The sequence below is a fragment of the Actinomadura kijaniata genome (assembly GCF_014138665.1).
GTDB classification, from domain to species: domain Bacteria; phylum Actinomycetota; class Actinomycetes; order Streptosporangiales; family Streptosporangiaceae; genus Spirillospora; species Spirillospora kijaniata.
The window spans coordinates 68,116-79,905 of record NZ_JACJIA010000012.1 but is presented as its reverse complement, the minus strand read 5'-3'; the positions used below and the strand labels follow the sequence as shown (position 1 = coordinate 79,905).

At 73.0% G+C, this 11,790-nt stretch carries 16 protein-coding genes; 4 read left to right on the top strand and 12 right to left on the bottom strand.

Annotated elements, in window-relative coordinates:
- Window positions 1-85: 85 nt before the first annotated feature.
- Window positions 86-1,975 (bottom strand): serine/threonine-protein kinase, encoded by a 1,890-nt coding sequence (locus tag HNR61_RS47005; RefSeq protein WP_220510197.1) that lies wholly within the window; start codon window positions 1,973-1,975, stop codon window positions 86-88.
- Window positions 1,976-2,098: 123 nt separating this feature from the next.
- Between HNR61_RS47005 and HNR61_RS35445 the strand changes: the two genes are divergently transcribed.
- Genes HNR61_RS35445 through HNR61_RS35435 form a run of 3 tightly spaced genes read left to right on the top strand, consistent with a single transcriptional unit; the run spans window position 2,099 to window position 3,857 of the window.
- A complete protein-coding gene (locus HNR61_RS35445; protein ID WP_182847516.1) occupies window positions 2,099-2,683 on the top strand; it encodes a hypothetical protein in 585 nt (194 codons plus the stop codon).
- Complete coding sequence (locus tag HNR61_RS35440) at window positions 2,680-3,282, top strand: hypothetical protein (protein WP_182847515.1); 603 nt, start codon at window positions 2,680-2,682, stop codon at window positions 3,280-3,282. Before HNR61_RS35445 ends, HNR61_RS35440 begins: the two co-directional genes overlap by 4 nt.
- Complete coding sequence (locus tag HNR61_RS35435; RefSeq protein ID WP_182847514.1) at window positions 3,279-3,857, top strand: hypothetical protein; 579 nt, start codon at window positions 3,279-3,281, stop codon at window positions 3,855-3,857. The genes HNR61_RS35440 and HNR61_RS35435 overlap by 4 nt, the downstream gene beginning before the upstream one ends.
- Here the strand turns inward: HNR61_RS35435 and HNR61_RS35430 are convergent.
- The 10 genes from HNR61_RS35430 to HNR61_RS35390 form a co-directional block, all read right to left on the bottom strand.
- Window positions 3,745-5,046 carry a hypothetical protein gene (locus HNR61_RS35430; RefSeq protein WP_182847513.1) on the bottom strand — a complete coding sequence of 434 codons (1,302 nt, stop codon included), beginning with the start codon at window positions 5,044-5,046 and terminating at the stop codon, window positions 3,745-3,747. The two genes, HNR61_RS35435 and HNR61_RS35430, sit on opposite strands and share 113 nt — an antisense overlap.
- A gap of 89 nt (window positions 5,047-5,135) precedes the next feature.
- A complete protein-coding gene (locus HNR61_RS35425) occupies window positions 5,136-5,444 on the bottom strand; it encodes a DUF1416 domain-containing protein (RefSeq protein ID WP_182847512.1) in 309 nt (102 codons plus the stop codon).
- 78 nt (window positions 5,445-5,522) lie between these two features.
- On the bottom strand, window positions 5,523-6,362 hold the full coding sequence (locus HNR61_RS35420) for a sulfurtransferase (RefSeq protein ID WP_182847511.1): 840 nt from the start codon (window positions 6,360-6,362) through the stop codon (window positions 5,523-5,525).
- 31 nt (window positions 6,363-6,393) lie between these two features.
- Window positions 6,394-6,816 (bottom strand): DUF4395 domain-containing protein, encoded by a 423-nt coding sequence (locus tag HNR61_RS35415; protein ID WP_182847510.1) that lies wholly within the window; start codon window positions 6,814-6,816, stop codon window positions 6,394-6,396.
- A gap of 113 nt (window positions 6,817-6,929) precedes the next feature.
- Window positions 6,930-7,016, bottom strand: a complete 87-nt coding sequence (locus HNR61_RS50565) for an Ms5788A family Cys-rich leader peptide (RefSeq protein ID WP_369688708.1) — start codon at window positions 7,014-7,016, stop codon at window positions 6,930-6,932.
- Window positions 7,017-7,111: 95 nt separating this feature from the next.
- The gene (locus tag HNR61_RS35410) at window positions 7,112-7,549 is read right to left on the bottom strand and encodes a thioredoxin family protein (RefSeq protein WP_312898272.1); all 438 of its coding nucleotides are present in this window, start codon (window positions 7,547-7,549) and stop codon (window positions 7,112-7,114) included.
- Window positions 7,550-7,584: 35 nt separating this feature from the next.
- On the bottom strand, window positions 7,585-8,316 hold the full coding sequence (locus tag HNR61_RS48580; RefSeq protein WP_182847509.1) for a zf-HC2 domain-containing protein: 732 nt from the start codon (window positions 8,314-8,316) through the stop codon (window positions 7,585-7,587).
- Window positions 8,313-8,828: a sigma-70 family RNA polymerase sigma factor gene (locus HNR61_RS35400; protein WP_067813537.1), complete on the bottom strand. Its 516-nt coding sequence runs from the start codon at window positions 8,826-8,828 to the stop codon at window positions 8,313-8,315. The genes HNR61_RS48580 and HNR61_RS35400 overlap by 4 nt, the downstream gene beginning before the upstream one ends.
- A 55-nt stretch (window positions 8,829-8,883) precedes the next feature.
- Complete coding sequence (locus HNR61_RS35395; RefSeq protein WP_182847508.1) at window positions 8,884-9,570, bottom strand: LmeA family phospholipid-binding protein; 687 nt, start codon at window positions 9,568-9,570, stop codon at window positions 8,884-8,886.
- A gap of 128 nt (window positions 9,571-9,698) precedes the next feature.
- Entirely contained in the window at window positions 9,699-9,959 is a 261-nt protein-coding gene (locus HNR61_RS35390; protein WP_182847507.1) for a MoaD/ThiS family protein, read from the bottom strand.
- A 197-nt stretch (window positions 9,960-10,156) separates the two neighbouring features.
- Between HNR61_RS35390 and HNR61_RS35385 the strand changes: the two genes are divergently transcribed.
- Entirely contained in the window at window positions 10,157-10,876 is a 720-nt protein-coding gene (locus tag HNR61_RS35385) for a winged helix-turn-helix transcriptional regulator (RefSeq protein WP_182847506.1), read from the top strand.
- Window positions 10,877-10,985: 109 nt separating this feature from the next.
- Here the strand turns inward: HNR61_RS35385 and pstB are convergent, their stop codons facing one another.
- Window positions 10,986-11,762, bottom strand: coding sequence for a phosphate ABC transporter ATP-binding protein PstB (gene pstB / locus HNR61_RS35380; protein WP_067813545.1), 777 nt, complete (start codon window positions 11,760-11,762; stop codon window positions 10,986-10,988).
- Window positions 11,763-11,790 lie beyond the last annotated feature (28 nt).

Below are 11,790 nucleotides of genomic sequence, written 5' to 3'. Positions count from 1 at the left end.
CACCCTCCTGTGAACGGCGTCCGCCTCATCGGCAACAGCACACTACCGACATATCCCCACAGAACAGCAACGAGTGAGTCCTCCGTCACTGGAGCCAGTCGAGCTTGGCCAGGAGCCAGCGGCCGCCCTCGCGGCGCATGTCGGCCCAGTAGCCGTAGACCCTGCGGCCCCCGTCGGCACCCTGGGCGTTGACCGCCACCGATAGCAGGACGGTCGCCTGGTCGGCGGTGGCTCCGGGCTTGACCGCGGCCTCCAGCGGGGTGCCCGTGGAGACCACCCGTCCCTTCTTGATGCGGGTCTTGATCTGCTGGCTTTCCCGCTCGGTCTGGGCCTTGTAGTTGCCGGTGGAGCAGGTGAGGATCTCCGCCATGTCCCTGTCGAAGACCTGGTGGTCGAACGTCTGGATCTCCTTCAGGCACGCGCGGGCGGCGTCCATCGGGGCCCTGGCCGCCAGGCCGGGCCAGGGGACCGCGCCGAGGGACCAGGGCGCGACGTCGGGGGTCATGATGTCGAACTCGTCGACCAGCCACGTGGCGCCCTGCGGGACCATCGTGAAGCGGACCTGCTCCAGGCCGGTGGTCGGGCGGTTGCCGGTGCGGACCCGCTTGACCAGGGACAGCAGGGAGACCCGGTCGTCGGAGGCGGCGATCACGGCGGTGTCCCTGACGTCCGCGACGACCTTGTCGGAGGGGTCGGGGAACTCCCGGCGGGCCGAGTTCAGCCACTGCGCGTAGCGCGACTGGGCGCGCTGGGTGAGCTGGGTGTTGGCGCGGGCGATGTCGGCGTCCAGCGTCGGGTTGCTGAACTCCAGCAGGTTCCGCAGGGCCGGGGCGGCCTGGGCCTGGAGCTGCCGGGCCCGGGGCGGCGGGTCCACCGTGTCGGTGGTCGTCGCGGTGCCGTGGGTCTTGCCGTCCTCGCTGGTCAGCGCCCACACGCCGAGACCGCCCCCGGCCAGCAGGACGAACGCCGCGGCGGCGGCCAGGACGGCCAGGCCGGTGCGGCGGCGCTGCGGCGGAGGCGGGACGGTGTGCGGGATCGGCGGCTGGAACGTGCCGTGCGGGGGCCCGGCCAGGGGCGTGAACGGGATCGGCTGCGGCGGCGGCAGCGGGGCCGCCCACCCCTGCTGGGCCATCGAGCGGCCCTGCGCCATCGCCTGGTCCGCGCCGGTCTCCTCGCCGAGCAGGCGCAACAGGAGCTGCTGGGCGGTGGGGCGGCGGGCCGGGTCCTTCGCCAGGCAGCTCGCGATGATCTCGCGCAGGTGCGGCGGGAGCGCCGCCAGGTCCGGCTCGTGGTTGAGGATGCGGTTGAACACGGCCGGAACGGTGTCGTGCCCGTACGGGGAGTGCCCGGTCGCCGCGTACACCATCGTCGCGCCCCAGGCGAAGATGTCCACCGGCTTGTCGACCGGCGCCCCGGCGACCTGCTCGGGGGCCATGAACGCGGGCGTGCCGATCAGCCCGCTGGAGGTCGCGGTGTGGGTGTCCAGGGCGCGGGCGATCCCGAAGTCGATCACGCGGGGGCCGTCGGGGGCCATCAGCACGTTCGGCGGCTTGAAGTCGCGGTGGACGATCCCGGCGCGGTGGATGGCGGTCAGCGCGGTCGCGGTGCCGATCGCCAGGCGGTCCAGGTCGGTGCCGATGCGCGGGCCCCGCTCGCGGACCAGTTGCTGGAGGGACGGGCCGGGCACGTACTCGCTGACGATGTAGGGCTGGTCGCCCGCGATGTCGGAGGCCAGCACCTGCGCGGTGCAGAACCCGGCGACGCGCTCGATCGTCGCCAGCTCGCGGGCGAACCGGGCGCGGGCCTCGGCGTCCGCGCCGAACCGGGCGTGCAGCAGCTTGACGGCGACCTGCCGCCCGTCGGGCGACCGGCCCAGGTAGACGACGCCCTGGCCGCCCTCGCCGATCCGGCCGGTCAGCGTGTAGGGCCCCAGCCGCCGAGGGTCGCCCGGCGTGAGGGGTGCCGGGTCCGCCATCGATCCTCCCGTTCGTGGTCTCCGTCCCGACATCGTAGGCGGGTCCCGGTCACGACTCGGTGGCGATCACCACAGAACGCCGCGCGCCTCTCGGTTCCCCCCGATCCGGCTACCATCGAGCCGATGCACGCCTCCTCCTCCTCCCCCGCCCGGAACCGGCCGCGCAGGCTCGTTCCCGGGCTCGTGCTGGGCGCCCTCGTCCTGGGGGTCGCCGGGGTGGGGCTCGCGGGCGGGTGCTCCGGGACGCCGCCGCAGCCCGACAAGCCCGCCGGCAAGCCCATCGACGTGGGGGCGTTCGAGGTCACCGTCCGGGACACGCTGGTCATGACGGACCGGCTCGACCGGAACCAGCGGTTCCTGGCCGTGCGGATGCGCGTGGTCAACAAGGGCCGCGAGTCCGCCGCGCTCGGCGCCGGCGGGCTGCGCTTCGGGCTGGTCGGGCGGACCCGGGACGGCAAGTGGGTCAACCCCGACGACGTCGAGGCCGTCGCCGCCGGGAGCAAGATCTACGAGGTGCATCCGGGCCTGCCGGTGGAGGCGACCGCCAAGTGGAGGATGGGCCCGGCGGACGCGCCGCGGCGGTTCGTCCTCGGGCTGCGGGAGTGGGAGCACGGGCCGGGGTTCACCGACACCGACATCCGGTGGCGCGCCGACACCGAGGACGGCCGGCTGGCGGCGCGCGTGACGCTGGCGGTGACCGGGTCGTGAACGCGGGACGGCTCCTGGTCCGGGGCGGCGCCGGGGTCGCCGGGACGCTGCTGCTGGCCGCCGCCATGTGGCTGTACGACGTCAAACCCGAGGCCGAGGCCGGGAACATGGCCCCGATCCGGTCCACGGGGAAGGTCGGCGAGACGGTCGCCAACCGGGTGTTCGCGCTGCGGGTGGACCGGGTCGTGGTCGCGCGGTCGCTGGCCCCGTCGCTGTCGTTCGGGAACCGGCCGCCGGTCCGCACCGACGGCGTCTTCCTGGTGGTCCGCGCGCAGGGCCGGTCCGAACGCGAGCCCGCGCCGCTGCGGTCGGTGAAGCTGGAGACCTCCGGCGGGCTGACGTTCAACCAGGCCACGCGGCCGGACGCGGCGTCGGTGACCAATCCCGAGCTCCAGCCGCTGATCTGGTCCCGCTCGGTGTTCCTGTTCGAGGTGCCGCGCGACCGGCTGGCCGGGGCGCGGCTGGTGGCCGGGACCGGCGGGCTGCTGCCCCAGCTGTCGGCGGCGGCCGAGATCGATCTGGGGATCACCGGGCCGCGCGCCGCCGAGCTGGTGCGCACCGCGGCCGAACGCTACGACCCCAGGACGGACCGCTCATGAGCGTTCCCCGCGACCCGCTGGAGACCACCCGGCCCGACCCCGTCGAGGCGCCGGAGGAGCGGCGGTCCCGGCTGCGGCCCGGCGACCGCCGCCTGCTCCAGCTCGCGGCGCTGGGGGTGCTCGCCCCGGCGCTGCTGGCCGTCCAGTGGACCGACGAGACCCACAACGCCGCCCGGCTCGTCCCGCCGGAGAGGCCGACCGTCGTGCCGCGCGGCGGCACCGGCGACCTGGCGGGCGCGCGGTGGCGGGTCGTGCAGCGCCTGGCCGGCACCCGGCCGCCGCCCGGCGGCGCGCCCGACACCGCCGAGGTGCGGTTCGTGCTGGCCGTGGAGGCGGGCGACCCGGCCGCCGCCAGGACGGCGACCGGGTTCGGCACGCGCTACGAGTTCCACGACGGCGCGGGCCACACCTGGTCGGCGACCGGCCTGGCGGCGCCCGCCCGGCCCGGTGTCCCGCTGCGGGTCACGGTGCGCGCGGTGGTGCCGCGTCCCACGCTCCGGTCGTTGACGCTGGAGGTCCAGCGGCGGGAGGCGACGGCGAAGGGGCCGCTGCCTTCGCTGCGGTTTGCTCCGTGACACGGGCCATCACCAGGTTGAACGCCGCCGCCAGCAGGCACACCTTCAGCATCTGGACCACCAGGCCGACGCCGAACCCGACCAGCGGGAGCCGGGGCATCCACCACTCGACGGGATGCGGCCCGAGCAGCTCGTAGACCTGGCGCCGCAGCAGCGGCTCGGCGACGTCCAGCGCCATGAACAGCAGGCAGAACACCCCGAACGGCACGATCCCCGACCGCCGCACCAGCCGCAGCCCGTACCAGGCGGGCAGCCACAGCTCCCGCAGCCCGCGCAGCAGGTACTCGCGAAGGGTGCCCTGGTCCGCCGCTCCGGTGATCTTGGCGAGCCGCCGTCCCGCACGGCTCCGCCCCAGCACCACGGCGTGGTCGCGGGAGTCCAGCCCCAGCACCACACCGGCGATGACGATCCAGATCAGCCCGCCCAGCACGGCGTGCTGGAACGGCTTCCACAGCTCCAGCACCCCGCCGAGCGCGCCGTCGAGCCACTCCCACGCCCGCCGCGAGGTGATCCAGTCCTCGGCGCCCCGCCGCAGCTGCTCCAGGGTGAAGACCGCGAACAGCGCGAAGTTGACCTCGAAGAAGGCGATGAGCAGCCCGGACAGGCGGGGCAGCCGGTCCTCGGCCTTCCACTCCAGCAGCGTCCGCAGCGCGAACGCCGCCACCGTCAGCACCACCGCCAGCGGAAGATGCCTCTCCAGCGACAGCAGCAGGCGCAGGCCGGCGATCTGGCCCTCGAAGCCCTGCTCGGTGAGGCCGCGCGCCGACGCCTCGACGGCGAACTCGCGGACGTCCGCCTCGTGGATGCCCCAGCCCAGGTAGAACACGACGAACGGCACCACGGCCCGTCCCATCGCGCCCAGCACCGACTCGTCGTTGCCGACGGCCCACGGGGTGAGGTCCCCGTCGGGTTCGCGCGCGTGCACGACGGCCAGGCCCTCGCGCACGCAGTGGATCATCAGGACGGTCACCGTGAGCGAGATCATCACCAGCAGGCTGACCGAGGCCATCGGCACCACCGAGGCCGCCAGGCCCTTCCGCCCGCCGAGGTGGTAGCCGCCGTACAGCACGGCGTACCGCAGGGCCTCACCCACGGTGAACCACAGCGCGAGCGGCAGCGCGTACCGTCCCGCGAGCCGCAGTGTCGCCCACGGCAGGACCAAGGGTGACTTCGCCGACAGACCGAGCATTCCGCAGATGCTACAGAGGAACGGCGTGGACCCCGCCACCTCGTGCCGAGGGAGCGGGGTCCACGGTGTGGGCCGTTCGGAAACGGCGCCTAGATGGCGACTTCCAGCGCGGCGACCTCGCCGACGCGGGCGGTCACCTCGCTGTCGACGCTCACGCCGCCGGCGGCCAGCACGCGCACCGTCCAGTCGCCGTCGGCGGCGAAGAACCGGAACACGCCCTCGTCACCGGTCACGACCTCGGCGGTGAACTCGCCGGAGGAGTCGAGCAGGCGGGCGTAGGCGCTGGACACGGGCTGGCCGTCGCGGGTGACGGTGCCCTGGATGACGGCCTCGTTGGTCAGGTCGACGGTCGCCGGAAGGTGCGCCGTCTGCGCGGGCGCTGCGCAGCCCTGGGTCATCGGGGTTCCTCCTTCTCCGCCGGGCGCGGCGGGGATGATGCCGGGAAAGTCTCCGTCGGCCGGATCGCTCCGGCCTGGTTACTTGGCCTCGCCGAGCTCGATCGGCACGCCCACGAGCGAGCCGTACTCGGTCCAGGAGCCGTCGTAGTTCTTGACGTCGGGCAGGCCGAGCAGCTCGTGCAGCGCGAACCAGGTGTGCGAGGACCGCTCGCCGATGCGGCAGTAGGCGATCGTCGGCTTGTTCAGGTCCACGCCGGCCTCGGTGTAGAGCTCGCGGAGCTCCTCGTCGGACTTGAACGTGCCGTCGTCGTTGGCGGCCTTGGACCAGGGGATGCTGCGCGCGGTCGGCACGTGGCCGGCGCGCTGCGCCTGCTCCTGCGGAAGGTGCGCCGGGGCGAGCAGCTTGCCGCTGAACTCGTCGGGCGAGCGCACGTCGATGAGGTTCTTCTTGCCGATGGCGTCGACGACCTCCTCGCGGAACGCGCGGATCGCGGCGTCCTGCTCCTTGGCCCTGTACTCGGTGGCCGGGCGCTCGGGAACGTCGGTGACCAGCTCGCGGGAGTCCAGCTCCCACTTCTTGCGGCCGCCGTCGAGCAGGCGCACCTTCTCGTGGCCGTAGAGCTTGAAGTACCAGTAGGCGTAGGCGGCGAACCAGTTGTTGTTGCCGCCGTACAGGATCACCTGGTCGTCGTTGGCGATGCCCTTGGCGGACAGCAGCTGCTCGAAGCCCTCGCGGTCCACGAAGTCACGGCGGACCGGATCCTGGAGCTCGGTCTTCCAGTCGATCTTCACGGCACCGCGGATGTGTCCCTTGTCGTAGGCGGACACGTCCTCGTCCACCTCGACCAGCACCAGGCCCGGGTCGTCCAGGTGGGCCTCCACCCAGTCGGCGTCCACCAGCACGTCGGAGCGGCTCATGACGGGAACCTCCCTGTTTGTTGTAGAGCTGTCAGGTCGTCCCTCGGCGAGGGGCGATTCGGCGGATCAGCAGATACATCTCGCAGCCGAGGCAGAACCCGAACACCGCGTTCAGGAAGGCCGCGCCCAGCGCGAAGGCGGTGGCACCGATGCCGAGCCAGGTGGTCCCCGTCGCGTACCCGACCGTCCCCACCAGCGCGAAGACCAGGCCGACACCCTGGGCGAACCGGGGCGGGGCGGGGTCTTCGAGCTCCGTGGGCGGGGAGAGGCGGGGCCGGACGAGCGTGGCGTAGAGCAGTCCGTAGGGAGCGGACCTCAGGCCGAGGAACACCGCGAGGGCGAACACGACGGTCTGGGCGGCCAGCAGCGGCCAGCTTCCGGTGATCAGGACCACGAGCAGGACGACCGTCGTGACGACGGCTGCGAAGCGTTGCCCACGCGGATCGACCTGCATCGAGGTGCTCCTGGCGGAAGGGTGCGTGCGAGCCTGCTGTGATCGTCAACCCGCCGTGGACGGCGGGGAGGGATCTCTACGGAAAGCGCTCGGGGACTGGCGGGCTCGATGCCTCAGGCCATGCGACACAGCGAGGCGGCCACGCGGCAGAAGTCGACCGCGCGACGCTTCGTGAGCAGCTGCTCTGTCCAGTAACGCACGCCCTGATGCTAAACCGACAAACGCCGCGCTGTCACATCCGTCTCGGTCCGCGAGACGGTGACATCCGTCTTCGCGCAGGTCAGAGCCCGGAGTATTAGGAAATGGCGGTGCCCAGCGCGGCGATCACGTCGGCCTTGCGGGGCAGCCCGGCGGCGCGCCGCACCACCGCGCCGGAGGCGTCCAGGACGAGCACGGTGGGCGTCCGCACGACGTTCAGCCGCCGCACCAGGTCCAGGTGCGCCTCGGCGTCCAGCTCCACGTGCGCGACGCCGTCGACCATCCCGGCGACGTCGGCGAGGACGCGGCGCGTGGCGCGGCAGGGGGCGCAGAACGCGCTGGAGAACTGGAGCAGCGTCGCCCGCTCGCCCAGCGGCGTCCCCAGGTCGGCCTCGGCGAGCCGCTCGGTCACGTCCCGTCCCCTCCGTCCGCGCACGCCGTTCTCGCGCAGCACGCCGTCACGGCGTCTGCGCACCAGCCCGAAAACCGTCGCGGCCAGCAACACCGCGGCCGCGACCACCGCGCCCTCCATCACCGGTGTCAACCCCGCTCCCGCCGCGCTTCTTCCCCTCAGGCGGGGATCATCAGCAGCGGCCGCCCGTCCAGCGTGCTGATCTCCAGCGAGTACAGCGTCTCGCGCGGGAACCGGGTGTAGCCGTAGTACTCGCCCGTCCCCTTCTGGGCGACGTACCAGCTCCCCAGGACGTCGTCCTGGCCGTTGCGCGCCACGACGCGGAACCGGCAGTTCTCCCCCACCGGCGCGCCCGACAGGTACAGCTCGACGGCGGTCCCCGACTTCTTCCGGTGGAGCAGCGCGTACCCCCGCACGCCGGTCCTGGGGTTGGCGGCGGCGACCCGCTCCGGCCGGGGCTGCCCATGACCGTCGCCGGTGGGCTCGGGGGAGGCGGTGGCGGTGGGCGGCGCGGCCGTGGTCGACGGCGGCGCGGCCTCGCGCTGGCCTCCCTGGAGGACGAACCCGCCGAACAGCGCGCCGACCACCAGCAGCACGCACGCCGCGACGGCCAGCGGGATCCACGGCAGGGCGCGGCGCCGGCGGCGCTCCTCGGCGGCGGCCTCGGCCAGCAACGACTCCAGCAGCTCGGGGGGCGGCCCGGCCATCTCCTCGATCTGGCGCTCGTCGACGCGGCCCAGCAGCGCGGGCAGCGCCGCCAGCGCCGCCACCTCGTCCCGGCAGGCCGGGCACCCCGCCAGATGGGCCTCGACGCGGGAGCGCTCCGCCGGGTCGATCGCCCCCAGCACGTAGACGCCCAGCGCGTTCCGCGCCCACGCGCACCCGTTCACGGCGCCAACCCCCGCTCCTCCAGGGCGAGTCTGAGCGCCCGCAACGCGTAGTACGTCCGTGACTTCACCGTTCCCGGCGGCACCCCCAGCGCCTTGGCGGCCTCGGCGACCGACAGCCCGCGATAGTAGGTGTGGACCAGGACCGCGCGGTGCTGCGGGCTGAGCTCGGCCAGCGCCTCGGCGACCGTCCACGACTCCAGCGCCCGGTCGATGTCGTCGGACCCGGCGGCGGTCATCACGACCTGCTCGTCGATGCCGGTCTCCGGCGGCCGGGCCCGGCGCGCCCGGTGCGCGTCGACCACCAGGTTGCGGGCGACGGTGAACAGCCAGGGCCGCGCGGGCCGCCCGGCCAGCGCCTCCGGGTGCCGCCAGGCGCGCAGCAGCGTCTCCTGGACGACGTCCTCGGCCTGGGGCCGGTCCCCTCCGGTCAGCCGCAGCACGTAGCCGAGGAGGGGACCGCCGTGCTCGCGGTACAGGGCGCGGAGCAGCCCCTCGTCGGCGGTGGGACCCACATCTCCATCACGTACGCCGGTCCCGTCCGGTTCACAAGACCCGGATCACGGACTTTCAGGAACGGTTGCGCAGGTTGTTCAGCTTGACGTTGTTGGAGGTGGCGGAGACGCGCAGCCCCTCGGGGGTCGGCTGGATCCTGCTGATGCGGGCCCCGACCGGCAGGTCCGCGACCGGGACGGTCCAGCGCAGCGCCGCCAGCGCGCCCGCCGGGAAGCCCCCGACCGAGACCGGGGAGATCGCGATGCCCTCCGCGGTCGGCTTCAGCGACACCTCGCCGGTGCCGTTGAACTGGCGGCCCAGCACCACCAGCGACGCCTCGATCTCCAGGTTGTCGCCCCGGGGCGCGATGCGCTTGACGCCCTGCGGGGCCCGCCGCTGGATGGCCGCGTAGGGGATCACGGCGGAGGCGGTCGCGGTGTCGGCGGTGACGTTGTCGCTCCTCCCGGCGGCGATGTCGGACAGCGGCGCGTTCACCCCGCGCATCTCGACCCGGACGTCGTGGACGGTGACGTCCCGCTCCCGCCAGTCGCCGATCGCCACGTCGATCCGCTCGTACCGCCCGGCGAACGCCTGGGTCAGGAACGGGAACCCGTGGATCTTCACCTCGGGGTCGCGCTGCAACTGGTACTGGGTCGCCACCTGCCGGCCGATCTCGTCCTCGGCGCCCCTCAGGATCAGCCGGTCCGCCGCGACGGCACCGCCGACCAGCAGGATCAGCAGTACGACAAGTACTTTGCGCATGACTCCCCTATTGCCCGCCGTCCACCTGGAAACGCCACGTTAGCGTGGCGGCGCCCGTTCCCGGGTCGCGCCACGGGATGACTTCGCCCGCGTCCCGGTGACCACGCGGGGTGACGCCCGCTGTGAGATCAACCACCCGCGAACGGCGGCAGCACCTCGACCACGTCCCCCTCCGACAGCGCCACGCCCTCGTGCGGGCGGGCGCCCACGGGCTGCTCGTTGACCAGGAAGGAGGAGCGCGCCACGACCCGCCGGAACTCCTCCCCGCGCCCCGTGCGCAGGGTCGCGGCGCCGATCGCCTCGGCGAGCGTCGCCGCCTCGAACGTCTCCTCGGCGGTGCCCGCGGCGGCCTTCGCCGCGGCCCAGTAACGAATCGTTCCCTTAGCCATGCCGCAAGCGTCTCATCCCCGCCACCCGTTGCCCGCGACACCCGCTCGGATATGCTCGGGGTTGAGGGATCCGGGCGACGAGGCCATGGAGTTCGTTCTTCACACCTTCATGGTCGCCTCGCCTCGCGCGACGTGTCGTGGGTGCGAGGGACGAACCGCCTGGGTCCTCGACGTCTTTATGGGCGAGGAGGCGGCACTTGAGCAGCTTGCTCCTGCTGACCAACGCGTTGGAACCGTCCGATGAGGTCCTGCCCGCGCTCGGGCTGCTGCTGCACTCGGTGCGGGTGGCCCCCGCCGAGGGCTCGGCGCTGATCGACGCGCCGCCCGCGGACGTGGTGCTGGTGGACGCGCGCCGCGACCTGGTGCAGGCCAAGTCCCTGTGCCGCCTGCTGCGCACCACGGGTCTCGACTGCCCGCTGCTGGCGATCGTGACCGAGGGCGGGCTCGCCGCGCTGTCCCCCGAGTGGGGGCTGGACGACGTCCTGATCCAGACCGCGGGCCCCGCCGAGGTGGAGGCGCGGCTGCGGCTGGCGGTCGGCCGGGCCGCCGCCGCGACGGACGCCGACGACGTCCCCGGCGAGATCAGGAGTGGCGAGCTGACGATCGACGAGGCGACCTACACCGCCCGGCTGCGGGGCCGCGTGCTGGACCTGACGTTCAAGGAGTTCGAGCTGCTGAAGTACCTGGCGCAGCACCCCGGCCGGGTCTTCACCCGCGCCCAGCTCCTCCAGGAGGTCTGGGGCTACGACTACTTCGGCGGCACGCGCACGGTCGACGTCCACGTCCGCCGCCTGCGCGCGAAGCTGGGCGCCGAGTACGAGTCCCTCATCGGAACGGTCCGGAACGTCGGCTACCGCTTCGTCCCCGACCACCGCCCCGGCGACCAGGAGGACGCGAAGGCCCCCGTCCCCTCCTGAGCACGGCCCCGAGCACGACCCTGAGCACGGCTCTGAGCACGACGGCCCCGGCCCGCGCCCTTCCGGCGCGGGCCGGGGCCGTTCCAGGCCCCTGCGGGCCCCGGGCCGGTCAGCCGAAGCGGCCGGTGATGTAGTCCTCGGTGGCCTTCTGCTCGGGGTTGGTGAAGATCTTCGAGGTGTCGTCGATCTCGATGAGCTTGCCGGGCTTGCCCGTTCCGGCGATGTTGAAGAACGCCGTGCGGTCGCTGACCCGGGCCGCCTGCTGCATGTTGTGGGTCACGATGACGATCGTGTACTGGTCCTTCAGCTTGGCGATCAGGTCCTCGATGGCGAGGGTCGAGATCGGGTCCAGGGCCGAGCACGGCTCGTCCATCAGCAGGACCTGCGGCTGGACGGCGATGGCGCGGGCGATGCACAGGCGCTGCTGCTGCCCGCCCGACAGTCCCGCGCCGGGCTTGCCCAGACGGTCCTTGACCTCGTTCCACAGGTTGGCGCCGCGCAGCGACCCCTCGACGATCTCGTCGAGCTGGCCCTTGCGGCGGACGCCGTTGAGCTTCAGGCCCGCCGCCACGTTGTCGTAGATCGACATGGTGGGGAACGGGTTGGGCCGCTGGAACACCATCCCGACCGAGCGGCGCACCGCCACCGGGTCGACGCCCGTCGCGTACAGGTCCTCGTCGTCCAGCATGACCTTGCCCTCGACCCGGGCGCCGGGGATGACCTCGTGCATCCGGTTGAGGGTCCGCAGGAACGTCGACTTGCCGCAGCCGGAGGGGCCGATGAACGCGGTCACCGAACGCGGCTCGATCGTCATCGAGATGTCGTCGATGGCGTGGACGCCGCCGTAGTAGGCGTGCAGTCCGGAGACTTCGATCCGCTTGGCCATGGGGGTGGTGCTCCTAACGAGGGTCTTT

Bases quoted from the DNA above. Each gene is read 5' to 3' on its own strand.
- HNR61_RS35435 (WP_182847514.1), top strand. From the start codon at position 3,279: ATGAGCGTTCCCCGCGACCCGCTGGAGACCACCCGGCCCGACCCCGTC.
- HNR61_RS35425 (WP_182847512.1), bottom strand. From the start codon at position 5,444: ATGACCCAGGGCTGCGCAGCGCCCGCGCAGACGGCGCACCTTCCGGCG.
- HNR61_RS35430 (WP_182847513.1), bottom strand. From the start codon at position 5,046: ATGCTCGGTCTGTCGGCGAAGTCACCCTTGGTCCTGCCGTGGGCGACA.
- pstB (WP_067813545.1), bottom strand. From the start codon at position 11,762: ATGGCCAAGCGGATCGAAGTCTCCGGACTGCACGCCTACTACGGCGGC.
- HNR61_RS35390 (WP_182847507.1), bottom strand. From the start codon at position 9,959: ATGGCTAAGGGAACGATTCGTTACTGGGCCGCGGCGAAGGCCGCCGCG.
- HNR61_RS47005 (WP_220510197.1), bottom strand. From the start codon at position 1,975: ATGGCGGACCCGGCACCCCTCACGCCGGGCGACCCTCGGCGGCTGGGG.
- HNR61_RS35445 (WP_182847516.1), top strand. From the start codon at position 2,099: ATGCACGCCTCCTCCTCCTCCCCCGCCCGGAACCGGCCGCGCAGGCTC.
- HNR61_RS35420 (WP_182847511.1), bottom strand. From the start codon at position 6,362: ATGAGCCGCTCCGACGTGCTGGTGGACGCCGACTGGGTGGAGGCCCAC.
- HNR61_RS35415 (WP_182847510.1), bottom strand. From the start codon at position 6,816: ATGCAGGTCGATCCGCGTGGGCAACGCTTCGCAGCCGTCGTCACGACG.
- HNR61_RS35395 (WP_182847508.1), bottom strand. From the start codon at position 9,570: ATGCGCAAAGTACTTGTCGTACTGCTGATCCTGCTGGTCGGCGGTGCC.